At 36.5% G+C, this 24937-nt stretch carries 27 protein-coding genes; 9 read left to right on the top strand and 18 right to left on the bottom strand.

The genetic code is table 11. The features are described from left to right. Positions 1–4: 4 nt before the first annotated feature. The 17 genes from arsC to JKA74_RS14615 form a co-directional block, all read right to left on the bottom strand. Entirely contained in the window at positions 5–343 is a 339-nt protein-coding gene (arsC, locus tag JKA74_RS14695; RefSeq protein WP_201431973.1) for an arsenate reductase (glutaredoxin), read from the bottom strand. Position 344: 1 nt separating this feature from the next. Continuing rightward, positions 345–887, bottom strand: a complete 543-nt coding sequence (hslV, locus tag JKA74_RS14690; protein WP_201431972.1) for an ATP-dependent protease subunit HslV — start codon at positions 885–887, stop codon at positions 345–347. 100 nt (positions 888–987) lie between these two features. Continuing rightward, positions 988–2673 carry a pyruvate dehydrogenase complex dihydrolipoamide acetyltransferase gene (locus tag JKA74_RS14685; protein WP_201431971.1) on the bottom strand — a complete coding sequence of 562 codons (1686 nt, stop codon included), beginning with the start codon at positions 2671–2673 and terminating at the stop codon, positions 988–990. Positions 2674–2826: 153 nt separating this feature from the next. After that, complete coding sequence (locus JKA74_RS14680; RefSeq protein ID WP_201431970.1) at positions 2827–3438, bottom strand: OmpH family outer membrane protein; 612 nt, start codon at positions 3436–3438, stop codon at positions 2827–2829. 80 nt (positions 3439–3518) lie between these two features. Beyond that, positions 3519–4121, bottom strand: a complete 603-nt coding sequence (locus JKA74_RS14675; RefSeq protein ID WP_201431969.1) for an alpha-ketoglutarate-dependent dioxygenase AlkB family protein — start codon at positions 4119–4121, stop codon at positions 3519–3521. Continuing rightward, positions 4108–4353: an Ada metal-binding domain-containing protein gene (locus tag JKA74_RS14670; RefSeq protein WP_201431968.1), complete on the bottom strand. Its 246-nt coding sequence runs from the start codon at positions 4351–4353 to the stop codon at positions 4108–4110. The genes JKA74_RS14675 and JKA74_RS14670 overlap by 14 nt, the downstream gene beginning before the upstream one ends. Positions 4354–4357: 4 nt before the next feature. Then, positions 4358–5071: a 2OG-Fe(II) oxygenase gene (locus JKA74_RS14665; RefSeq protein WP_201431967.1), complete on the bottom strand. Its 714-nt coding sequence runs from the start codon at positions 5069–5071 to the stop codon at positions 4358–4360. 2 nt (positions 5072–5073) lie between these two features. Next, positions 5074–5928, bottom strand: coding sequence for a bifunctional helix-turn-helix domain-containing protein/methylated-DNA--[protein]-cysteine S-methyltransferase (locus JKA74_RS14660; protein ID WP_201431966.1), 855 nt, complete (start codon positions 5926–5928; stop codon positions 5074–5076). A 212-nt stretch (positions 5929–6140) separates the two neighbouring features. Further along, a complete protein-coding gene (locus tag JKA74_RS14655; RefSeq protein ID WP_201431965.1) occupies positions 6141–6911 on the bottom strand; it encodes a rhomboid family intramembrane serine protease in 771 nt (256 codons plus the stop codon). A gap of 40 nt (positions 6912–6951) precedes the next feature. Further along, positions 6952–7854 carry a histone deacetylase family protein gene (locus JKA74_RS14650; protein WP_201431964.1) on the bottom strand — a complete coding sequence of 301 codons (903 nt, stop codon included), beginning with the start codon at positions 7852–7854 and terminating at the stop codon, positions 6952–6954. A 66-nt stretch (positions 7855–7920) separates the two neighbouring features. Further along, on the bottom strand, positions 7921–8484 hold the full coding sequence (locus tag JKA74_RS14645) for a hypothetical protein (protein ID WP_201431963.1): 564 nt from the start codon (positions 8482–8484) through the stop codon (positions 7921–7923). Between the two features lie 63 nt (positions 8485–8547). Then, on the bottom strand, positions 8548–8892 hold the full coding sequence (locus JKA74_RS14640) for a phage holin family protein (RefSeq protein ID WP_201431962.1): 345 nt from the start codon (positions 8890–8892) through the stop codon (positions 8548–8550). 192 nt (positions 8893–9084) lie between these two features. Then, positions 9085–9582, bottom strand: a complete 498-nt coding sequence (locus tag JKA74_RS14635) for a DinB family protein (protein WP_236587837.1) — start codon at positions 9580–9582, stop codon at positions 9085–9087. 82 nt (positions 9583–9664) lie between these two features. Further along, complete coding sequence (locus tag JKA74_RS14630; RefSeq protein WP_201431960.1) at positions 9665–9850, bottom strand: Lacal_2735 family protein; 186 nt, start codon at positions 9848–9850, stop codon at positions 9665–9667. A gap of 177 nt (positions 9851–10027) precedes the next feature. Next, the gene (locus tag JKA74_RS14625) at positions 10028–10618 is read right to left on the bottom strand and encodes a hypothetical protein (RefSeq protein ID WP_201431959.1); all 591 of its coding nucleotides are present in this window, start codon (positions 10616–10618) and stop codon (positions 10028–10030) included. A 32-nt stretch (positions 10619–10650) separates the two neighbouring features. Next, the gene (locus tag JKA74_RS14620) at positions 10651–10875 is read right to left on the bottom strand and encodes a hypothetical protein (protein WP_201431958.1); all 225 of its coding nucleotides are present in this window, start codon (positions 10873–10875) and stop codon (positions 10651–10653) included. A 96-nt stretch (positions 10876–10971) separates the two neighbouring features. Then, positions 10972–11973: a 3-oxoacyl-ACP synthase III family protein gene (locus tag JKA74_RS14615; RefSeq protein ID WP_201431957.1), complete on the bottom strand. Its 1002-nt coding sequence runs from the start codon at positions 11971–11973 to the stop codon at positions 10972–10974. A 404-nt stretch (positions 11974–12377) separates the two neighbouring features. On the opposite strand from JKA74_RS14615, the gene tyrS reads away from it, so the two are divergent. The 7 genes from tyrS to JKA74_RS14580 all read left to right on the top strand — a co-directional run bounded on the left by tyrS (position 12378) and on the right by JKA74_RS14580 (position 19511). After that, the gene (tyrS, locus tag JKA74_RS14610; RefSeq protein WP_201431956.1) at positions 12378–13679 is read left to right on the top strand and encodes a tyrosine--tRNA ligase; all 1302 of its coding nucleotides are present in this window, start codon (positions 12378–12380) and stop codon (positions 13677–13679) included. A 170-nt stretch (positions 13680–13849) separates the two neighbouring features. Further along, entirely contained in the window at positions 13850–15043 is a 1194-nt protein-coding gene (gene lhgO, locus JKA74_RS14605; RefSeq protein WP_201432093.1) for an L-2-hydroxyglutarate oxidase, read from the top strand. A gap of 85 nt (positions 15044–15128) precedes the next feature. Then, positions 15129–16055 carry a mechanosensitive ion channel family protein gene (locus JKA74_RS14600; protein WP_201431955.1) on the top strand — a complete coding sequence of 309 codons (927 nt, stop codon included), beginning with the start codon at positions 15129–15131 and terminating at the stop codon, positions 16053–16055. Positions 16056–16206: 151 nt separating this feature from the next. Next, on the top strand, positions 16207–16440 hold the full coding sequence (locus tag JKA74_RS14595) for a hypothetical protein (protein ID WP_201431954.1): 234 nt from the start codon (positions 16207–16209) through the stop codon (positions 16438–16440). A gap of 229 nt (positions 16441–16669) precedes the next feature. Continuing rightward, positions 16670–18157 (top strand): NADP-dependent isocitrate dehydrogenase, encoded by a 1488-nt coding sequence (locus JKA74_RS14590; RefSeq protein ID WP_201431953.1) that lies wholly within the window; start codon positions 16670–16672, stop codon positions 18155–18157. Positions 18158–18233: 76 nt separating this feature from the next. Further along, positions 18234–19124 carry a hypothetical protein gene (locus JKA74_RS14585; RefSeq protein WP_201431952.1) on the top strand — a complete coding sequence of 297 codons (891 nt, stop codon included), beginning with the start codon at positions 18234–18236 and terminating at the stop codon, positions 19122–19124. A gap of 3 nt (positions 19125–19127) precedes the next feature. Further along, positions 19128–19511: a DUF983 domain-containing protein gene (locus JKA74_RS14580; RefSeq protein WP_201431951.1), complete on the top strand. Its 384-nt coding sequence runs from the start codon at positions 19128–19130 to the stop codon at positions 19509–19511. 106 nt (positions 19512–19617) lie between these two features. Here JKA74_RS14580 and JKA74_RS14575 read toward each other — a convergent pair whose 3' ends face one another. Beyond that, positions 19618–20220, bottom strand: a complete 603-nt coding sequence (locus JKA74_RS14575) for a hypothetical protein (protein WP_201431950.1) — start codon at positions 20218–20220, stop codon at positions 19618–19620. Positions 20221–20541: 321 nt separating this feature from the next. Between JKA74_RS14575 and JKA74_RS14570 the strand changes: the two genes are divergently transcribed. Further along, the gene (locus JKA74_RS14570) at positions 20542–21903 is read left to right on the top strand and encodes an MATE family efflux transporter (protein ID WP_201431949.1); all 1362 of its coding nucleotides are present in this window, start codon (positions 20542–20544) and stop codon (positions 21901–21903) included. Between the two features lie 383 nt (positions 21904–22286). Continuing rightward, entirely contained in the window at positions 22287–24770 is a 2484-nt protein-coding gene (locus JKA74_RS14565; RefSeq protein ID WP_201431948.1) for a TonB-dependent receptor domain-containing protein, read from the top strand. Positions 24771–24937: the final 167 nt, after the last annotated feature.

Here is a 24937-nt window from a genome sequence, read left to right as displayed (position 1 = left end):
AGCTTCACAATAGCTCCAGCACTTTTTCAGGAGGCCTGCCAATTATAGCTCTATCACCTTTTACCACTATGGGTCTTTCAATCAATTTTGGTTGTGCAATCATGGCATCAATCCAGTCGGATTCACTCATGCTTTTACCTTTGTATAATTCTTTGTAAACAGCTTCGTTCTTCCTCACCAATTCTTCAGCAGATATTCCTAATTTGTTTAATATAGATTCTAATTCTGCTTTAGTGGGCACATCATTAAGGTATTCAACCACCTCAACATTCACATCCTTTTCAAGCAAAATATTTAAAGTATCCCTGCTTTTTCCACATCTTGGATTATGATAAATCTTCATCTCAACTTACTTTTTCTATGATCAGGTTATGATTAGTATAGATACAAATATCAGCTGCTATATTCAAACTTTCACGTACTATCTCTTCCGCGGTAAGTCTGTCTCCCGCATGCTTTTTCAATGCCAATGCCGCAGCTTGGGCATACATACTTCCCGAACCGATTGTTGCTACCTGGTTATCAGGTTCCAGTACATCTCCGGTACCTGAAATCACCAGCACCTCATCTTTATCAGCCACTATCATCATGGCTTCCAGCTTTCTGAGATATCGATCCGTTCTCCAATCTTTAGCCAATTCAATGGCCGCTCTTTTCATACTGCCACTATAAGCACCCAATTTCTCCTCAAATTTCTCCAACAAATTAAAAGCATCAGCAGTAGAACCAGCAAAACCGGTTACGATTTTCCCATCCTGTAATTTTCTTATTTTGCGCACATTACTCTTTGCCACAGTATTGCCCATGGTTGCCTGACCGTCAGCACCAATGGCTACTTCACCATTGTGTACCACGGCACATACGGTGGTTGATCTAATTTTTATCATGTTTTATTTACTATCAGATTAATAAATATTTGAATATTTTTTATTTATAAAAAAAGTCTCGTTTTTATAACGAGACTTTAGAAATGTTGTTGAAAAAGTTTTAAATCAGTATTCTAACAGGATCTTCCAATAAACCTTTTAAAGTTTGCAAGAAAGCAGAACCTACAGCGCCATCTACTACCCTATGGTCGCAAGACATGGTTACTTTCATCACATTACCAACCGCCAACTCTCCATCTTTAACAATAGCAGTTTGCTTAATTCCACCTACTGCCAATATACAAGCATCAGGCGGGTTGATAATAGCGGTAAATTCTTCAATACCAAACATTCCTAAATTGGAGATTGTAAAGGTATTTCCTTCCCAATCACTTGGTTGCAATTCTTTATTTTTAGCCTTTTGGGCAAAACTTTTAGCTTCGGTGGCTATATGAGATAAAGATTTATTATCAGCAAATCGGATCACCGGAACAAGTAAGCCTTCCTCAACAGCTACAGCCATACCAATATGGATATGGTTATTCCTTCTGATCTTGTCTCCCATCCAGGCACTATTTACTTTAGGGTGCTGCCTCAATGCTGATGCTGTAGCCTTAATAACGATGTCATTGAATGAGATTTTTACAGGAGAAAGCTCATTGATACTTTTCCTGGCTTCCATTGCCTTATCCATGTTAATTTCCATGGTGAGGTAAAAATGAGGAGCAGTAAATTTGCTTTCAGACAAACGCTTACCAACAGTCTTACGCATCTGAGAAACCTTTACTTCCTCATAGCTTTCCTCTCCTACTACTTGCGGAATAGACATTGTTTTTTCAGCTGCCGGAGCGGATTTCTTATCTTCTTTAGCTGATGGAACAAAGTTTTCTACATCAGTTTTTACAATTCTACCATTATCACCTGAGCCTTTCACCTCAGAAAGATTAATACCTTTATCTTCGGCTATTTTTTTGGCTAACGGACTGGCAAAAATGCGTCCTCCTGCTGAAGTAGGCCCTTGAGCTGTATCAGTTCCTTTCTTATCAGGTGTAGCATTAGCTACATTAGCCGGAGAAGCAACAGTAGTTTTGTCTGCTTTGGCCGATTCTTTTTCTTCCATCGGAGCTTCTTTCTCTTCAGCTTTGCCTGATTTTTTCTGCTGATGTGCTTTTAATAGTTTCTCATAATCAGCACCTTTTTCACCAATTACAGCCATTACACCATCAACGGGAACAGAATCCCCTTCAGCTACACCAATATGTAATAGTATCCCGTCTTCATAAGCTTCCAGTTCCATGGTTGCTTTATCAGTTTCCACTTCTGCTAAAATATCACCGGATTCTACCTTATCACCTTCTTTTTTAAGCCATGAGGCAATGGTTCCTTCTTCCATTGTATCACTCATTTTAGGCATAGTAATAAGTGACGCTTTAATACCAGAAGTATCAATTTCTTCGGCTTTACTTTCAGGTTCAGCAGATTTAGTTTCCTCTTTTTTATCTTCCTTTGTCGGTTCCTTTGAAGAACCACCGTTTTCTATTTCTTTCAACAACCCTTTGATATCCTCTCCTTTTTCTCCTATAATAGCAATTACGCCATCAACAGGCACTGCATCTCCCTCTTTTATACCAATATGCAAGATGGTTCCATCTTCGTATGATTCCAATTCCATTGTTGCTTTATCGGTTTCTACTTCTGCAAGAATATCACCGGACGCTACTTTATCACCCTCTTTCACTAACCAGGAAGAAATTACACCTTCCTCCATGGTATCACTCATTTTGGGCATTTTTATTACCTCAGCCATAAAAGTCTTTTTGTATTAATATAATGTCAAAAATAATTGTAATTAGTGCTTATTTCAAATTTAATAGGAGAAACTATTAAGAATAATGTAAATGTTTAAAATAAAAAGCCCGGCACTTAATGAACCGGGCTTAAATATAAAAGGTATAACTAATTACTCAGCAGTTTTTTCTTCTTTTTCAGACAAATAAGCTTCATTCAATCCTTTAATTACGTCATTGCTGATATCAAGTTGCTCGTTGGCATATAATACACCACTTCCCCTTGAATAAGTAAGCACTAACTCTAAATTATTCTTTTTGCCATATTCCTTCAAATATTCACTTACATTATTATAAAGCTCTTCATTCAATTTAGCTTCTTCCTGACGCAACTGCTGAGTTAAACTTTCCTGATACCTCATTAAATTCTGTTGCTTCTTCATTAAGCTTTCTTCTAAAGCTTTGCCTTGAGCTACTGTTAAATTAGCAGCTGTTCTCTGGAAATCACTGATTTCTTGCTGTAGACCTTGGGCTTTATTTTGATATTCCTTTTCAAACTTCTCTTGTTTTGTCGCCAGCTTCTCCTCTATTTCTTTAGTTAATTCATACTTGGTCAGTAATGAATCAGAATCGATATAAGCAATGGACACATTCTGGAACATTTCTTTATTTTCGTCTCCGGCCTCAGCAGGTTTTATTTCTACATTCTTGCTAAAATGAGCTATGTATAAATAGCCAACAGCAATTAATAAAATTACATTTAAAATTATAGATAGGTTTTTCACGGTATTGTTTTTATGATTTTATTTAACGAGCACAAATATAATGAAACATATGAAAGTGCAAACTAAGTTGAATAGGGAGTTTATTCAACAATCGTCCTAAAAGTTAAATTGATCCGGGGAGATTTCACTTTTTTGGTAGGTGGTAAACGATGTAACCAATTAGTTTGTGTAGCACCTTTCATCACCAGCAAACTACCCTTTTCCAGTACTAGAGAAACAGTTTGTTTAGTGGCTTTGTGTTTGAAGGAAAACTTTCTGTCAGCCCCCAAACTAAATGAAGCAATGGTTGTATGCTTCCCCAATGATTTTTCATCATCACTATGCCAGGCCATTCCCTCACTTCCATCATGATATAAATTTAAAAGACAGGAATTATATTTCACTCCTGAAACTTCTTCTATAATGGCTTTTAATTCCAATAATTCTGCTGTCCAAAGTAGCGCTTGTTTGGTGGTATTTGAATAGGTATAAAAATAGTTATCATTGCCATACCATGCTACTTTTCGTTTGGTAACAATATGTTTTCCGAAAATATTGGCCTCATCATTTCTCCATTCAATATTTTGCAGTAATTGTTCATAATAGCTGAATGCTTTTTCCTTACTAATAATTTTTCCGTAATAAACCACTTCCCCATCATAGGGCAATATGTTTGATAAAGTATTTGTATTAAACAAGTCCATCCTTCCAATATTTATAAGCTGTTTTCATACAGTGTCCGCAAGGTCTATAGCCGGATTTTACTGCTTCTTCTTTAGTTCTAAAAAACACCCTGTGTTCTTTTTTCATCCTCTTACCTGATTTACATAGCAAAGTACCGTAAATTTTTAATTTACTGTTCCCTCCGTAAGTAATCTGCTTATGTTTAAGCTTTTGGTATAGTTCCAGATAGTTTATATCAATATGCCTGATCATTTCTTTAACTCCTGGCATCATGAAAAATAACACCCAAAGTATGTCTCTCTCCGCTATTCACTTCACTCACACCATGCTTCATATTTACACGATAATAGCCTTTTGTTCCTTTAATGGGACGAAAATTGGTGGTTAATATCAGCATATCCCCTTTCTTCGGCTTAAGAACTATGGCTTTGGATTGTGCTCTTGGTATTTGTTGGGTTAAAACAAACTCTCCACCACTATAATCTTCTTCAGTCTTGTTTAAAAAGAGTACTGCTTGAAGTGGGAAGTATTCCTCCCCGTATAAATCCTGATGCAAAGTATTAAAACCACCTTTACCATATTTAAGAATGAGCGGAGTGGGTTTCATCTGATTGTTCTTATGACAATCTGCCAATAATTCACTAAGTGTTTCAGGGAAGATTTTATCAATCTTTAGCACTTTCATCCATAGATTAGCAGTAGGTACTAATTGAAGGTAAATTGTTTCTCTTAACGTTTGAATAATTGCAGGAAGCGGGTAATTAAAGTATTTATATTCTCCTAAACCAAACCGGTAACGTTCCATTACTACAGTTTTTCGATATAAGTCTTCCTTGTTATAATCACCAATAATTTCTTCACATTGCCCATCCGAAAGTACCCTCGGAATAACAGCAAAGCCTTTATCATTTATTTTTTCTGATACTGAGCTCCAATTGACTTCAGTAAGTTGCGTTTCAAGCTCTTCCATAGTTATTGATTATCACCAGTTGAAACTTTGGAAGCTTCCCATCCAATAATTGCTGCCTTTCTGGCTGATCCCCACATGTACCCTCCAAACACACCTGAGGATTGGATAACCCTGTGACAAGGAATTAAAAAAGCAACAGGATTGCTTCCTATTGCTGTTCCAACGGCTCTGGAAGCTTTTGGGCTTTGTATTTTATTGGCTATGTTTCCGTAAGTGGCCAATTTGCCCATAGGGATTTTCAATAGTGCTTCCCATACTTTGAGTTGGAAATCTGTTCCTTTCAAATGCAGTTTTATCTGATGGATTTTACTCCAATCGTACGAGTATATTTGTAAAGCATTTTGTTGAATAGGGTCTGATGTGTGCATAAAAGTAGCTCTTGGAAAACGCTGTTGCAATTCAGAAAAGGCACTATTCTTTTCTTCAACAAAGCCCATATAACAAATTCCTTTATTGGTTGATGCTATCAGTATTTCTCCAAATGCACTTTTCTCGTAGCTATAATTAATAGTGAGATTTTCTCCCTGACTTTTGTATTCTCCGGGAGTCATTCCTTCAATTTTAACAAACAGATCATGAAGTCTTCCTGTACCTGAAAGGCCAGTTTCATATGCAGCGTCAAACAATGTGGCTTGACTGTTACTTAAAATTTGCTTAGCATATTGTACGTTAAGGTACTGCAGGAATTTCTTAGGGCTAACCCCAGCCCAGTCAGTAAAAAGCCTTTGAAAATGAAACGGACTTAAGTGCACTTTCTCGGCAACCTCATTGAGTGTGGGTTGATTTTTAAAATTTTGTTGTAGATAATTGATAGCTTCAGCTATTCGTGTATAATTAATATATTCTTGCTCCTTCATTTTATCTAATTTTTATAAAACAAAAGTAGGCTTCCTTTCAATGTAATAAAATCCGAAACTTGCTCAATTAGTATCAATCTATAGTTCTCTCAAAAAGCCCGAGTGAAAGATTTATTGAAAATCCGTAGAGTCCTGCAGAACTTTACGGAGAGGTTTACCAGCACAAGTAGGGCAAATAGGATAGGAAAGATACACCCGAAAGCTCTCAATAATTATTCAGCTGTTTTTTCTTCCTCCTCAGATAATTTTGTTCCCTGAAGTTTATCTGCTTCATTTGAAGCATGATTGATAGGATTAATTTTGGGAGTATATTGATATTGATAATTTTGCGGGCCTGAAGTAAAAGTAAATTCAGAGGCCTCAGTTTCCGGGAACTCATCTTCATCTGAAATTTCTTCAAAATGCAATTTCAGCTCTGCCTGGCCTGCAAATTCATTTCTAAGAAAAAAAGCTACAATTAATCCACTTAGCAGGCCCATCAAATGAGATTCCCATGAAATATGGCCATCCTGAGGCAAAACCCCATAAAACATACCTCCATAGAGTAGCAAAACAACAAAGGATAATGCCAAAGAGGATTGATTTTTCCTTAACAAGCCGCTGAAAAGAATAAAAGAAGCTATTCCATAAATAACACCGCTTGCACCTATATGATAGGCTTCCCTGGCTATAAACCAGACACTTACGCCTGTTAAAATATATACAAATAACAATGCCCGCAATGCAATTTTATCATAAAAGAAGAAAAGTATAATGATAAGCAACATCAATGAAAAACTATTGGAAAGCAGGTGTAAAAAATCACCATGAATAAAAGGGGAAGTGAAAATACCAATGGTTCCCAATAAATGCCTTGGATAAATACCAAAATGAGCAAAATTGGCAGAAAAAGCCCATTCAATGGATTTTACCAACCAAAGTAATAAGATAATGTAGCTTGAAAAGACTACGCTTTGCCTGAAAAGAGATTTTTCTTTTGACATTTATATAATTTACGTAAAATCTTTGAACAAAGGTAAAATCTTAGAAAAATATTTCCTGAGCCACTCGATAAGTATTGGCATGGGCCTCTAAGATATGAGATATTTTAGCGGAATAACCACCACCCATACTAGTCATAACAGGAATTTGATTTCTACAGCACAAATCAAAGACAATTTTGTCGCGCATTTTACAACCTTCAATCGTCATTCCTAATCTTCCGAGCTTATCTGTAGCTAAAACATCCACTCCGGATTGAAAAAAGATAAAATCAGGCTGAACCTCATCTATTAATCTTGGCAAAGATTGATCCAATATTTTAAGATAAGTTTTATCATCACAGCCGTCTTCAAGTGCTATATCCAGGTCAGATTGTTCCTTGTGCATAGGGTAGTTGCTCTTTCCGTGCATGCTGAAAGTAAAAACTCTGGACTCATATTTGAAAATTTCAGCTGTCCCATTTCCCTGATGAACATCAAGATCCACAACCAGTATTTGGTTTACCTTGTTATTTGCCAGTAAATAATTGGAAGCAATAGCAATATCATTCAACAAGCAAAATCCTTCTCCTCTATCTGTAAATGCATGATGCGTGCCGCCCGCTATGTTCATTGCCACCTTATATTGCAGTGCAAAATCTGCTGCTTCAATAGTACCTTGATTAATCAATCTTTCCCTGTCAACCAGTGCCTGTGATAGAGGAAATCCGGTTCTGCGTTCTTCCTGCCTGCTAATGGAGAGGGTTTTCAGTTTCTCCCAGTAAGCAATATGATGGGTACCAACAATATTTTCTTCAGACAGGAATCCAGGTAAAAATAAGTTGCTTTCCTGAATAGTACCCTCATACAATAATTGCTCAGGCAATAAGTGATACTTTTCCATCGGAAAACGATGGTTTGCCGGTAAGGGGTGAGTATATTCTTCTCTGTAGGCTATTTTTAACATAAAAAAAGTGCTATTTAAAAAATAACACCTAAGGATAAAAACTTGTTTTAACTAATAAAGCTATGCTCAATCATATTCTTCTTCTTCATCAGATTGAAAAGAATATAAGGTTGTATCCAGCTCTATACAATCTTCATTGAAATCATGGATAAACTGATTGATTACCTCATCAGAAACTTCATCCACATTAAGCCCAATATCCAATCCAATACCATCATCCCCGCCACTATCCATATCCACATGTTCCTGCACTTTTACAGCATCTTCATCTTCCAGCTCATCAATCATTTCAGCAATGTAGAGTCCTATCTCTTCCTCCACATTATTTAATGTTCTTAAATCACCATTTTCATCTTCCTGAAATCGAATGGGTTTAAAGTTGGGGAACTTCTGTGCAGCCTTATGCTCGGCCAGTTCATACACTTCACTTGCATGGTGCAAGCGTAAAGTATAGATAACTGCATCAAAAATAGCTTCTTTCCCTTCGTACATACCGACAAAACGAAAATTTTTATACTCTTCGTTGTTATCCTCAGAATCTACCATTACAAATTGGTTATTGCTTTTGGCAATTTCCTCTTTCAGTTTAGCTATTTCTTGTGGGTCGAAAGTTGGGTTCTGTGAATTCATGTTATAAAATGTTGTTAAGCGATAATAATGTACAATATATTTTCAATAAAACACAATAAAAAATCAAGCGGGTTTTCTGCTTATCGCATCAAATATACCATTGACCAGTGCAAGAATAACCCCAAACAATAATGCCCACCAAAATCCGTCCACTGTAAACCCTGGAACAAAATAGTCAGCCAACAAAATCATTATTGCATTGATCACTAATAGAAATAGACCCAATGTAAATATAGTGATGGGAATAGTCAGTATTGTAAGTAGCGGTTTAAGGGTTGCACTAAACAGCGCTAAAACAAGAGCAACAACAAATGCAGTAAAAAAACCATCAATATGTGCTCCCGGTAAAAGGTAGGCAGCAACAATAACTGAAAGTGCGGATAAAATAAGCTTTATGATAAAATTCATCTCTTTTTGTTTTTGATAGTAAATAAAGTAATAGATATGAATATAACAAATAATTAAATGAAAGGAATCATTTAAAAAAGCATATTATATAAAGACATACAGCCAGGCATTACTTTTTATAACAACATTTATTTTATTGTTGAAAACCGACCTCCCATATTTGATCTCTTTGTAATAGTAGAATCTATCTAATTATTTTTGATTCATGTAGCGTTCATTTATAATCATTAGATGATGATTCCAGTGCCCAACAATTATGAACCACAAGCTAGCTACAGAGACTTCTTTGTTATCCATCTCACCAATTTTATCTAGTATTTCTGCAGGCGTCATAGCCAACAGGCTGATGTTACTTTGCCTTAAATATTTAAAATCACTTTTAATTTGCGCTAATGTGATATCCCCGGACTCTAATTTTTCCACATAAGCATTTTCATCGAAACCAGGTAAATTCGTGCTTTCTCCCCTACTAATCATCAAAGCCCTCACCATCATAATCCTTTCTACATCCAGACAATGTAGCAAAACTTCTTTCAGCGACCACTTGCCATCGGCATAACTGAATTTCAAAATCTCATCATCCAATTGCGATAGAAATGATTCTATCTCGACCAATTGATTTTTGAGAGCATCATTTATAGGTAAAGTGACAGAATTCACATATCTATCGTAGAAAAGTGCATGTTTCAAAACCATTGTTCAGGTAATATAAATATGAAATAAAAAAAGGGAAATAAATCCCTCAAAACTATCAATAATTATTAGTATTAACTTACTTTTTCTCCTTATTTAAAGCATCTATCTTTTTGGAGATTTCATCTGCCCTTGCCATTTTTTCATCAGCCTTTCTACGATCTACTGTGCTTAATTTATGGTACTCCTCCATCATACGCTTATATTGGTCGCTCAACTTTTGATGTTCGGATTTCTTTTTGAAGAAATTAAAAAAATTATACATAATGACTATCGTTTGATGGTTATTTTAATAACCCCTCACAACAACTAATTGTTTCATGTGTATATAATTAATTTTAAGTTGTCACATGGAATAGTTTAGCTGTCAAAATACTCGAAAACTGTCCCATTACTTTTAATATTCATACTCGGTTGGTCCTGAGTACTTGGGATGACTTTTTCATAAAATAGCCTGGATTATCTCTTTAAAAAAAGGGTTGATCAATTGTGGGGCATCGGGCAAACTAGAAATGGGAAAACATATGCTTAGTTTTATAAAGCCATTTTCCTTGTGGTGATGGATCATTCTCTTTTTTCCAAGTTCTGTAATTAATTGATAGTTATTAGGATGGTAAATATATTCCCAGGGATTACTATTTACACAAAAATACACTTCCTCGGTTTCAGAAAATTCATCAATCAGTCTGAGCCCGTAACGGTCATTGTATTTGCCTTGTAAATGAATGGTAAAAGAAATGAAATGGCCCCAATAAAACATGCTTCTAAAAGCGAAAATATCCTGTTTGGTAAAATAGGCAGGATAATCTAACATCATATACGGAAGATGCTTGTAATTTTCTCCTTTGGATATTTTACCATGAAGTGTATTGATCTCTTCAGGAAGATTAAGACCTTCATTTTGAAGCAACTGGTGGATTTCCTTCTCCAATTCACCCATTAAGCCATTCACCTTTTCCATCACCCTATTCTTAATCAGTAAGATATAAGGATCATTGGCTATATCGAGTTCTTGTAAGGAAAATAATGCCATTTTATAAAAACGCCCTCAATACATTTCTGTTTCTAAAATTGATCAGGCTTTTGGATGATTTTTAAAACTACTTCATGTGGATCATTGTCCTTGTCTACAAGCTTAATTTTTACCAGTGGATTATCAGCCATGATCTTATCTTCAATTTCAATGATTTTACAATCACTTAATTTGCTTTCTATTTGAGAAGATAATTCCTTAATTGCCTTGGCTATTTCAACTTCCAATTGGCTTGGATTGTATTGTTTAGTAATCATAGTTTTTAGTTATTTAGCTAAATCTAGAATAAAATCTACTTAAAAATAATGGTAAAATAAAATTATTAGCATTTGCCAATCAAAATTACCAACCTATTACCATCTGATAAGCGCAGAGCCCCAGGTGAATCCACTGCCAAAAGCTGCCAAACAAACTAAGTCCCCCGAATTGATTTTACCTTCCTCCCAGGCCTCGCTTAATGCGATGGGGATGGATGCTGCGGTTGTATTACCATACTTCTGGATATTATTGAATACATTATCATCAGAAAGACCCAGCTTGCTTTGGATGAATTTGGAAATCCTGAGATTGGCCTGATGGGGAATGAGCATATCAATATCACTTGATTTCAAATCATTCTTATTCAAAGCTTCTTCAATTACCTCATGAAAGCGGACTACAGCATGTTTAAAAACCATGTTTCCATTCATATAAACTTTGTAGCCTGATGTATCCAGGATTTGTTCCGGTTGCCTTTCATCCCTGGACCTGCTACTTCCGGGATCTTTTACAAACAGTTCTTCCGCATGAGTTCCTTCTGCATGCAAGTGCGTAGATAAAATACCTTTTTCATCACTTGCACTTAAAATAGCTACTCCTACCCCATCGCCAAAAATCACTGCTGTTGAACGACCTCTGTCTGTCATATCAATGGCTGTTGATTGAATTTCTCCACCCACTACCATAATATTTTTATACATGCCGGTTTTTATGAATTGATCTGCTACGGAAATACTATAAATAAAACCTGAGCAAGCATTTCTGATATCCAGGCAACCAATAGTGCCCATTCCCATTTCGCGTTGTAACAAAACACTTGATCCAGGGAAAAAATAATCTGGGGTGATGCTGGCGAAAATGATAAAATCTATGTCATCCTTAGACATTTTGGCTCTTTCCAATGCCATTTCAGCAGCTTTTTTGGCCATTTTAGCTAAGCTACCTTCTATGTTAGGGTCAAAAAACCTTCTTTCCCTAATGCCGGTTCTTTCCACAATCCACTCATCTGTTGTATCCAATATTTTTGACAAATCATCATTGGTGACAACAGTTTCCGGAACGGAATGGCCTAAGCCTATTATTTTTGAATATTGCATGGATATTTCGTTAGAATCATAAGTTTTGAAGCTAAAAAACTGTTTTTTCACTTCAAAAGCGATCAAATATAGAAGAATAAGACAATGATTTCAAAAAAGTGATGTGTAATAATATTTTCTTCTAAGCCAAAGGCGGTATGAATGGATATATGGTTGTCTCAATCAAACTAAATGTAAATACAGTTTTAAATTCAACATTAAAAGCACCTATTTGATTCCATTTTCTATTGTAAGGGTAATGTGGGGAGCCTAATCAATCACTCCTTTATTACTTCAAAAGTCGGATGTTCAGCTCTCTTTTAATTCCTTAATTGCTAATACTTAATACACGATTAATTATTATTTCCCTCACAAGCCTTTTATATTTGCATCGCAAAAATTGAATAAATAACGCTCAACTATACATGCAAAAGGATTTCATAGAAGAATTGACATGGCGTGGCATGATCCACGATCAGATGCCGGGCATCCAGGATCAACTAAAAAAAGAATTGACGGCAGCTTATGTGGGCATTGACCCAACAGCGGATTCATTGCACATTGGTCATCTGGTAGGCGTAATGATGCTGAAACATTTCCAGGATGCCGGCCACAGACCTATCGTTTTGTTAGGTGGAGCAACTGGTATGATAGGTGATCCTTCAGGAAAATCGCAAGAGCGCAATTTACTGGACGAGCCTACTTTACGCCACAACGAAGAATCCATCAAAAAACAAGTGATGAACTTCCTTGATTTTGATTCCAAAGCTGAAAATGGTGCTGTATTGGTTAATAATTACGACTGGATGAAAGATTTCAGTTTCCTGGGCTTCATCAGGGATGTGGGAAAGCACCTGACAGTTAATTACATGATGGCAAAAGATTCGGTAAAGAAAAGACTTTCAGCTGAATCAAGTGAAGGCATGAGTTTTACAGAATTCACTTACCAGTTAGTGCAGGGCTATGACTTTTTGCATTTGTACAAAGCCATGAATTGCAAATTGCAAATGGGCGGATCCGATCAGTGGGGAAACATCACCACAGGAACGGAACTCATCAGGAAAATGATACAAGGAGAAGCCTATGCAGTGACAACTCCGCTCATCAAAAAAGCAGATGGCACAAAGTTCGGTAAAACAGAAAGTGGGAATATTTGGCTGGATCCGAAAAAAACCTCTCCTTATAAATTCTACCAATTCTGGCTGAATGCTTCTGATGAAGACATGAGTAATTTTATCAGGATTTTCAGTACTAAAGGCAAAGAAGAAATCGAGGCTTTGGAGAAAGAGCATCAGCAAGCTCCACATTTGCGCACTTTACAAAAAGCTCTAGCTGAAGAAATTACTGTACGAGTGCATTCTCAAGAAGCTTTGGACATGGCTCTGAAAGCATCATCCATTCTTTTTGGTAAATCAACTACGGAAGAACTGGCAAGCATTGATGAAGATACTTTATTAAGTGTGTTTGAAGGTGTACCCCAGGTAGAAATCACAAAAGAAGAATTAGCATCAGTAGCTAACGTGACAGATTTTTTGAGCGAAACCACCAAGGGAATAGTATTTCCTTCTAAAGGAGAAGCCCGTAAAATGATTCAGGGAGGTGGCGTAAGCATTAACAAAGAAAAGGTGATAGATGCGAATGCAGCAGTTTCTTATCAATTATTGCAGAACAAATACCTCCTGGTACAACGCGGAAAAAAGAATTACTATTTGGTGATAGTTAATTAACAAATATTGCAGGAGCACAAAATATTGTGTTTCTGCATTTACCAAGTCTGGAAATCAAGATTTGCCTCTCTAATATTTGATAAAACACATCCATCACGATTAAATTCTATTATTTTTGTCTGAGTTTATTAAAGTTTGAATTAACCTAAATCACATTTTTCGTGAACAAAATATACGACATCATTATCATAGGCGGAGGGATAGTAGGTTTGGCTACTGCTTTAAAAATAAAGCAAAAATCTCCTGATAAATCAGTTTTATTGTTAGAGAAAGAAGCAAAGCTGGCTCAGCATCAAACCGGCAATAATAGTGGGGTTATCCATTCCGGAGTTTACTATAAACCTGGCAGTCTGAAAGCTAAAAATTGCATTGATGGCTACAATCAACTGCTAAGGTTCTGTGATGAAGAAGGTGTTGCTTATGATTTATGTGGTAAAATAATTGTCGCAACCAATCAAAGTGAATTGGCCAACCTCAGCATGATTGAAGAACGGGGAAAAGCCAATGGACTTAATAACCTCAAGAGACTCACCAAAGAAGAAGTCAAAGAACACGAGCCCTACATCAATGGTATTGCAGGCATACATGTACCCCAAACAGGAATTATTGATTATACTGCGGTTTCATTAAAGTATGCTGAAAAGTTTCAATCTTTAGGAGGTGAAATAAAGCTCGGACAGAAGGTAATTGATATTCAATCAAATAATGAGGTAAGTACGGTAATTACTGAAAAAGAACATTTTGAGACTAAACTAATCGTAAACTGTGCCGGTTTATATTCAGACAAAATAGCAAAACTCACTTCCAAAAAACTGGATTTGCAGATTATCCCTTTCCGTGGAGAATATTTCATGATCAAGCCTGAAAAGCAATATCTGGTTAAAAACCTTGTGTATCCAGTTCCTGATCCTAATTTCCCTTTTCTGGGCGTCCATTTTACGCGTATGATCAATGGAGGTATAGAAGCAGGCCCAAATGCCGTGTTGGCATTTAAAAGGGAAGGATATAGAAAGTCATTGTTTAATTTAGTAGAACTAGGGGAATCTCTCGCCTGGCCGGGTTTTCAAAAAGTAGCAGCCAAATACTGGAAAACAGGTTTTGGTGAAATGTACCGTTCATTTTCAAAAGCTGCCTTTACAAAAGCATTGCAAAAACTATTGCCTGACATCACAGAATCAGATTTACTACCGGGAGGTGCCGGGGTGCGTGCCCAGGCATGCGACAGGAATGGCGGGCTAATAGATGACTTCCTGATACTCCAAGAGGAAAATGCCATAAATGTGTGCAATGCCCCTTCTCCGGCCGCTACCTCATCTTTATCTATTGGCGATTATGTGTGTGATTTGGTATTAAAACGATTTTAAATCTTTATATTCAGAAATCAGTATAATCCATGTAGCAATAATATTTCAATTTCAAAAGATCAAATAGATTTCGTAATATAAAGGCATGATGCAAGAGTTAGGGCAATACATAGAAGAACATTGGCAAATAGGTCCGGAATTGCAACTAAAAATCCTCTATACTTTCATTGCCTTTTTATTACTGCTATTAATCCGCTTAATAGCATTAACACTCATCTTCAAAAGCTTCAAAGACATCAAACACCGATACCTATGGAAGAATGGTGTCAAGAATGCTTATTATATTATTCTACTCTTTGTTTTACTCAATATCTGGATTGATAGGATTGACTCACTTGGTACTTTTCTGGGCCTTGTAAGTGCAGGCCTGGCTATTGCACTGCAGGTACCAATTGTAAACTTAGCAGGTTGGATCTTCATTATGGTACGAAAACCTTTTGAGGTAGGAGATCGAATTGAGATCGGTGAAGATGCCGGAGATGTGATCGATATCCGGTTTTTCCAGTTCACTATTAATGAAATTGGCAATTGGGTAGATTCAGATCAAAGCACCGGCCGCATTATCCACATTCCAAATGGTAAAGTTTTTAGTGTAAGCCAGGCCAATTATAACCAGGGTTTTAGCCATGTTTGGAATGAAACCAAGGTTAATATCACCTTTGAAAGCGATTGGAAATTGGCAAAGGTTATTCTGACCGAGATTGTGAATAAGCACGCTGAAGAACTTTCTTTTTCAGCTAAGAGAAAGTTATTGGAAGCCTCAAAAAAATACATGATCTTCTATAGTAATCTTACTCCTTTCATTTATACTTCTGTAAAAGACCGGGGTGTTGAACTTACTATCAGGTACCTTTCCCTACCTAAAAAAAGAAGGGTAATAGAACATGTTATTTGGGAAGAAATCTTAGAAAGGTTTAGCAAAGAAGAGACTATTTCATTGGCCTATCCTACTCAGCGAGTTTATTTTGAGGGTGATAATCCATTACTAAAACGTTCAAAAAGCCAGAAATAAGTGAACAAGGAAAATGTGGCTAAATTTTGGCTTCCTACTTCTCAGCATAATGGGAAATTATTTCCGAATTCACCAACTTTCATTTACATTAGTCAGTAAAATACTAATAAGAAAGGAGTTATAAACTTAACGAATTTGTATAATTAGCAATTTGAAAACCTTCATTCAATATATCATCCAAAACCCGGACTATATTATTTTAGTTCTGAGTTCAGCGTTTTTGGTCTCATACTTCATTCGGTGGGTTATTCGCAATAATAACAACTCGGATGATGACGACAATAATGGTGGCGGAGGCACTTCCAATGACAATGATGATCCTGTGTTGGATTTACCTCCCGGAGTATGTCTTCCAAGGGATAAAAATGAGCCGGAAATGGTATGATCAAATTGATTAAAGATATTCTGCTGCTTAGCCGAAAGGTGAAAATTCTGCTGTAATAATATACTCTCATTTACACTTTGATTCAATCAGCTTAAACCGTATTTTTGCACCCAAAATAATTAACCGATTATAATTTTAGTCGTTATCAAATTGATTGTTTATACAACAATTGTCAATTCAATTAATTTATTATTTAATAATAAAATATTTTCTAATAAATCACATCAATATGAAAGAGTCAGCAAGTCCTGAAAGTGTGCTTAACAAACCTACAAAACCTCTACAAATAGTTATCGCCAAAGGAGATGGAATTGGTCCTGAAATAATGGATGCCACTCTCAAAATTTTGGAAGCGGCTAACGTAAAATTAGAACCGAAATTTATTGAAATAGGTGAAAAAGCATATCTTGAGGGGATCACTACTGGTATAACACAAGACTCGCTTGATGCTATACGCAAATATAAAGTGATGCTGAAAGCTCCTATCACCACCCCGCAAGGAAAGGGCTATAAAAGTTTAAATGTAACTATCCGGAAATATCTTGGGCTTTTTGCCAACATACGTCCGGCAGTATCTTATTACCCAATTGTAAAAACCAAACACCCTAAAATGGATGTGGTAGTGGTAAGGGAAAATGAGGAAGATTTATACGCAGGAATTGAACATCAACAAACTGACGAGGTAGTTCAGTGTCTTAAGTTGATTTCAAGACCCGGATCGGAAAAAATTATCCGTTATGCATTTGAATATGCAAGAAAATTTAACCGTAAAAAAGTGACCTGCCTGGTAAAAGATAACATCATGAAGTTATCTGATGGATTATTCCATGAAGTATTTAAGGAAGTAGCAAAAGAGTACCCGGAAATTGAAGCTGCCAGCCAGATAATTGATATCGCATGTGCCCACATAGCCAATCGTCCGGAAAATTATGATGTAATAGTAACCACGAATTTATATGGCGATATAGTTTCAGATATTACTGCTGAAATTTCAGGTTCTGTAGGACTTGCAGGTTCTGCCAATATTGGCAGGGAGTATGCAATGTTTGAAGCAATCCACGGTTCCGCACCTGATATTGCCGGAATGGGAATAGCCAATCCATCAGGATTATTACATGGGGCTATTCAAATGTTACAATATCTGGGAGAACCTGAGAAAGCAGCATTTATCCATAACGCATGGTTAAGAACCATAGAAGATGGTGTACATACAGGTGAAATTTATAATCCTGAATTGAGCAGTAGAAAGGTAAATACCTCAGAATTTGCTGATGCTGTTATTGAGCGATTAGGGCAAAACCCACAAAAATTTGATAAAATCACCTTCAATACAGAGGAAGATTCACGCATTTTCATTGAAGACAAAGAATATCCTGCAAAAGACAAAAAATTAGTAGGTGTTGATATTTATGTTGATCATAAGGACAGGAACGCTGAAAAATTCGGACAAATGATTGAGAAAGCCTCTGAGGGAAATATGCCTTTAAGGGTAATTACCAACAGGGGTGTCAAAGTCTATCCTGATGGACTGGAATCCACTTTTTGTTCTGACCATTGGAGATGCAGATATATTGCTGATGAAAAAACCGACCTAAGCAATAAGGACATTATTGAGCTTCTTTCACAATTAAATATCCATGGTATTGATGTGATTAAAACAGACAATCTATACAATTTTGACGGAAAAAGAGCTTACTCTTTAGGTCAGGGAGAGTAAATATTTCAAGCTAGCGGAAAGCCTGTGCTTCCCGCTAGCTTTATGACCATAATTAATTGATTACCAACCATAAACCATGAGACTAGCACAAGCAGCAAGGGATTTATCTATCACCACAGAAGACATCACCTCCTTTTTAGCAAAGAAAGGAATCACCATTGAAAAGGATTCAAATACTAAACTCAATGATGAGTCTGTTACTTTACTTTTCGATTACTTTGAAGGCGATCTGCGGGTAAAAAAGAAAAAGAAAGAAACCGAGCAATTACCTGAGCCCGTACAGGAAAGTAAACCTGAATTAAGCGAGGAAGAAGTAGATGAGAAAGAATCCCAACAACCTGTAATAGAAGAAAAAAGTACTGAAATTGAGTTTTCGGAAGATATAAATATCGAAGCGACTAATGAGCCTGCCAAGGAAACGGAAGATACTTCTATCCACAATGATATAACCGAAGCTGCAGCGATCAATTCCCCAGGAGAAAGAGAATATAAGACTGTTTCCGATTTACTTGAATCCGGAGATGAGATTTCTGATGATGTTGTAATTAAAGCCCCTAAAGTCTCTCTGCAAGGATTGAATGTATTGGGTAAAATAGACTTACCTGCTCCAAAAGCGAAAGCTGAAAAAGTAGAAGCAGAGATAGATAAAAAGACAATCCGAAAAAATGACAGTGCCAGAAGAAATAAAAGAGAACCTTTAAAAAGGTCTCGAAAAGAATTGACTCCTCAGCAAATAAGAGAAAGAGAACAGAAGCGGGAGAAAAGAAGGCGTGAAGAAGCTGCCAAATTAGAGAAAAAAAGAAAGGAAAAATTTTATAAAGAAAAAATACTCAAGCCAAAGCAGGAACAACAAAAGAAGAGGAAACCGAAAAAGAGCAAAACTATGGCTCCTGAAAAAGCTCAAGTACAAAAAAGACCGCAACCCACTACCCTCATAGGTAAATTTTGGCGTTGGTTAAACACCTAAATTATGTTCAATAAAGGGAATAAATTATACAGCATTTTTAAATTTAAGTGCCCCCGTTGCCATGAAGGCCAATTGTTTGAAACTCCAGCCTACAATTTAAAGAAGTTTCAGAAAATGCCGGAAAGGTGTCATCATTGTGGCTTGAGGTATATGGCGGAACCTTCTTTTTTTGATGGGGCTATGTATATAAGTTATGCCATGCAGGTTGCATTGATTATTACTGTATTTGTTGCTCTTAATATTTTGGGAGTAGCTGAGCTTTGGCTTATACTGACATTATGTATTTTTCTCTCTGTTTTATTAATACCCATCACATTCAGGCTTTCCAAAAGTGCCTATATCAATATTTTTATAAAATACGATCCTGATAAAAAGTCAGAATATTAATTCTTTGGTCTAATAAGATAAAGCCGAGATTCATAAGCATGAATAAAAAAAGCTAAGCACATTGAGTACTTAGCTTTTTTTATTCATGCTGTTCACTTAATGTTTATTAGCGGTTTTGCTCTTCTAATTTATTAAGAGCCGTTTGTAATTCCCTCTTAATTTTTACCTGCTTTTCATGGGAAGTCTTTCTTAATTCTTCCAGTTCATTATCTACCCGTTCCTTTTCCACTTTTGTTTGCTTGGTTACCCTATTGCTGTTGAGAAACAAAGCATAAACCAGGGCTAAACCAATGATTAAAATAGCCACTATAGTCCAGAACATAATGTTATAACCCGACTTGGTCATTGGCATTCCAAGAAATAAAATGCCATCCACTTGCTTCTGTGTTTCTTCCAGATCCGTAGTTAAAAGCTGAACTTCAGATCTTAGGCTATCAGCTGTTTGTTCAGCATTATTTTTAGAAATTTCTGCTTGCTCTATTTGGCTTTGGTAGTTCTCCAAAGTGTCTGAAAGCTGCTTCTCAAAACTATTTATTTTAGTAATTGGAATAACTTTGTATTGTTGAAAGGTCTCACTCCCTTCAATCATTCCCCTAAATGTGTTTTCTAAACCGTTGTCCTGAGCCTCTTCAGATTGCGCCATTGAAGCTGATGATGATAGCAGGAAATATCCTAAACAGATAATAGAAAATCCTTTAATTATATTCATAAAAAAATAGTTTTGTCGTTAAAATAACGGTTTTAATTGCTTGCAAATATATGTTTAACGAAGCAAAGTTAAAAAAAACATCGCAATACCTTTAAATTTTAGATTAAATAAAACGATTGCTAAAAAACGAAAGTTTCGGTAAGGTCTAAAGCAAATTATCAATCAACCCAAGATTCCAAAAATACTTGCTAATTTTGTTCAATCTATGTCTATTGCTGAATACTACCTGTTGGTTCATCATATCTTCAATAGTAGCTTAGCAAAACAATATGAACTAATAAAGCAGACTGTCGTTACATCATAAGTTTTTACAATTATTTAATGAGCACATCCGATGAATTTGGTTCGAAGCCAATCAACTTTTTATTAAGAAAACAAGCTATTCCTGCCTCCATAGGCATCATGGTATTATCCATTTACGGTATTGTGGATACCATTTTCGTAGGGAATTTTGTAGGATCCTTAGGTATTGCCGCAATAACAGTTGTGATACCTATTACTTTTCTGATTTCTTCAATTGGTATGGGGATTGGCATTGGAGGAGCTTCTGTTATTTCCCGTGCTTTGGGTGCTAAAAATGCGGAAAAAGCAGGGAAAACATTGGGGAATCAATTAACCTTAACTCTTAGTCTGGGCATCACCTTCTGTATATTAGGTTATATTTTTATTGAGCCACTTTTAAGTGCTTTTGGTGCAAAAGGAGATATTTTAGCCCCCACTATCGAGTATTTCAGCATTATCCTGTTAGGTATCCCTGTGCTTGCTTATGCGATGATGTCCAACAATATCATTCGGGCTGTAGGCTATCCGAAAGTAGCCATGTATATCATGATAGTTCCTGCTGTTGTCAACATTATACTTGATCCAATTTTCATCATTGTACTGGATATGGGAATAAAAGGTGCTGCCTGGGCCACTACTATTTCTTATATAGGGAGTGCAAGTTATGCCGCATTCTTTTTTATTAAAGGTAAATCCGGGATTCATCTGAAAATGACAGATTTATTGCTGGATTGGAAAATTACTTCCGAAATTTTCGCTATCGGATCTGTCACTTTTGCCAGACAAGGGATTGTTAGTTTACTATTTCTCATATTGAACAACTCACTATATAGATATGGAGGAGAAACAAGCATTGCGGTGTATGGTATCATTAACAGAATGATGATGGTGGTAAACATTCCTGCCCTGGGAATCACTCAGGGTTCGATGCCAATAATAGGTTATAATTTTGGAGCTAAATCCTGGAAACGAGTAAAACTTGCCCTGAAAAACTCAATGCTTTCAGGCACCCTCATTTCTTCAGTTATTTTTGCTTTGATCATGATTTTTACTCCTCAAATCATCAGGATCTTTACTAACGACAGCAGTTTAATTACTGAAACTGTACCCGCTTTAAGGATCACTTTCCTGGCCACTCCCCTTATTGCGTTACAATTAATTAGCTCTGCCTATTATCAGGCAATTGGCAAATCAATTCCTGCTCTTTTGTTAACACTTACTAAACAGGGGTTTTTCCTCATCCCATTAATATTAATTCTGCCACATTTCTATGGTCTAAATGGTTTATGGATTGCTTTCCCGGTTGCTGATATTTTGGCTACTACAGTATGCATGGCTTATTTGTTCTTTGATAACAAAAGAGTACTACTCAAGAACAGCCAGGAAGTCAAAACTAATTAACCTGAGTTCGGTTCTAAATTTGTGCTAAAAACTCATTAGAACGTTCCCGCTCGTGCGGGACTGGCTATTTCGGTCCCGCTGGAGCGGGATTACATTTTTCATACAAAAGAAAATTAGCTTGTGCCGCCACAGCGGTATCCGTAATCTCATTGTATTTAGTATGAGATACCGCATAAATAAAGACTTTTTAAAAAAGTAAGTCTTTATTTTGCAGCATAGCCTGCCCCGCCTAAGCGGGGACGCTATCATTAATAGTCGAACTCAGGTAATTAGTCTCCATCTATCCTCAGTATCGGCCTGCGCAAAAAGCAGTTTCACCTTTTATGTAGTATAAAAAACCTACTCAAAAGGAAAGAGTCTATCTTTGTATAACAATGGAAAAAATGAAAAATTTATTATTACTATTTGTACTGATTAGCAGTGCCAATGTTGTGGCGCAACAAAGAGGCCCCACTGGTGGAGGTGCTTCACAAATAACCGGAAAAGTAACTGGAATTATTTTGGATGAAAAAACCAAAGAGCCCATTCCTTACGCTACGGTTGTGATTAAATCGCCTCAAGACGGTGAAACCATCAATGGTGTAATTACTGAAGCCGATGGCTCATTTAAGATATTGAATATTAAACTGGGGGAGTATCAATTACAGATTTCTTTTGTAGGATACGCATCCCTCACACAAAAAATAGAATTAACTCCAAAATCACCGGATGTAAATTTGGATAACATCTTACTCCAAACAGACACCGATGTACTGGATGAAGTAATGGTTTCAGGGCAACGAGAGGTTGTAGAGAACAAAATAGACAGAATTGTTTATAATGCAGAACAAGATGTGGCCAATGCAGGTGGCGATGCTTCAGATGTGCTCAGAAGAGCTCCTCTGCTATCTGTTGATCAGGATGGTAATGTATCCTTAAGAGGAAGCCAAAATATACAGATTCTAATTAATGGAAAACCAAGCAGTATGTTTGGCAGTAGCCCCGGTGATGCGCTGAAAATGATCCCGGCAGATCAAATCAAAAGTGTAGAAGTAATTACCTCCCCTTCTGCTAAATATGACGGTGAAGGCACAGCAGGCATTATCAACATTATTACCAAAAAGCAAACACCACAAGGATTTGCCGGCAATGTGGATATAACCGCAGGTACACGTATTAATAGAGAAGTAGTTGGACTTAATGCCGGTGCCGGCAGGTTTGGTTTTAACCTAAATGGCAGTTCCTTTCAAAGCTGGCCTCAAACTGCCATTACTGATTTCACCCAAACAACAACTGACCCCAATGGTGACCAATCCACTATTAATCAATATGGTGGCAGTGAAAGTTACAGGATAGGCTATTTTGGTAATGCAGGTGCTTTTTACGATTTTAATGCTTATCATAGTTTATCTACATCCGTTCGCTTAAGAGGGTTTAATTCAGTAAACCAAGGCACCAATACAGTGGATAGCCTTTTCAATGAAAATTTAATCCGCTCATATGATCGTTTTACGGATACCGAATCACAAAATGGAGGCTATGAATGGTCTTTGGACTATGTGATGAAATTTCCTGAACAAGAAGGAAGGGAACTTTCTGCCAGCTACAAAATTGACGGCAACATTAACGATACCCAGTTTAAAATTGAACAGGACCTAAATAATATAGCCAATAATTATGAAAATGCCATTAACAATAATGACGGTAGAAACAGGGAAAATACTATTCAACTAGATTATACCCACCCTTTGGGTGAGAAATTAAAATTGGAAAGTGGTTTTAAAACGATATTTCGCGATATTTCCAGTGGATTTAACTATGAATATAGACCTTCAGAAGGAAATAATTACCTGGAGGATCCTGACAGAACAGATGTCTTTTATTACAATCAGGATGTATATGCTGGTTACATTTCTTCCCAATATAACATCACAAAAAAATTAGGGATGATAGCCGGTGTGCGTTATGAATTTACTGATATAAGCGGCTCATTTGATGAAGCTACCGAAAGAAATTTTGACGGTGATACACTGCAATATGAAAACTGGTTGCCTAGTATTATCCTGAATCAACGTTTTGGTAAAACTTCTTCTGTAAAATTAGCATACAATAGAAGGATTAGCAGGCCAAGTTTAAGAAACGTAAACCCCTACATTCAAATAGGAAATGTAAATAATTTCACCTTTGGAAATCCTGGCCTTAGACCTGAGTTGTCTGATAATTTTGAGTTAGGGTATAACACTTTTGTTAAAGGAACTTCCATTAATCTTTCAGCTTTTTACAACCTGACAAGTGATGTGATTCAATCCATTACCACAAGGCAGGAAACAGGGGCTGTGACAGAATTTGAAAATATTGGCACACAACAAAATATTGGCAGCAATCTTTTCGTCTCTACCACTTTATTTAAAATCTGGACAATCAGAGGCGGGATAAATGCTAACTACGTAATTTCAGAAGGTGTGGTAAACGGAGTTTTAAGAGAAAATGAAGCCTTATTGTTTAGCGGTAACCTCAACAGTAATATAAAATTACCTTATGATATCACAGTTGATGCTTTCGGTTTTGCAAGGCCCAGACAGCAAACACTTCAAGGTTTTAATCCGGGCTTCTCTATTTTTGGCTTGGGTGCCAAAAAGCAAATATTGGATGAAAGAGGTAGCATTGGTATATCCATCATAGAACCTTTCCAGAAGAGAAAGCCATTCATTTCAGAAATAGAAAATGAAAATTTTTACCAACGCAATGCATTTGAAATTCCGTTTCGTTCTTTTGGCATTAACTTCAGCTATAAATTTGGTAAGTTGGATTATAAAGCGCGCCAGAGAAGAAGTAAAATCTCCAATGACGATCAAAAAGGCGGAGATGAAGGCGGGCAGAATTTCTAGAGAAGAGCTTAACCTAGAGAAATAAAATAATTTAAGTGGAAGGAGTCAAAATGAATTTTGACTCTTTTTTTTGATTTGATAAAAAACATTCAATAAATATAAACCTGAGTTCGATTTTAAATTTGCGCTAAAAACTCATTAGAACGTTCCCGCTCGTGCGGGACTGG

The sequence above is a fragment of the Marivirga aurantiaca genome (genome assembly GCF_016679925.1).
GTDB lineage: Bacteria > Bacteroidota > Bacteroidia > Cytophagales > Cyclobacteriaceae > Marivirga > Marivirga aurantiaca.
This window is presented reverse-complemented; position numbering and strand designations above follow the sequence as displayed.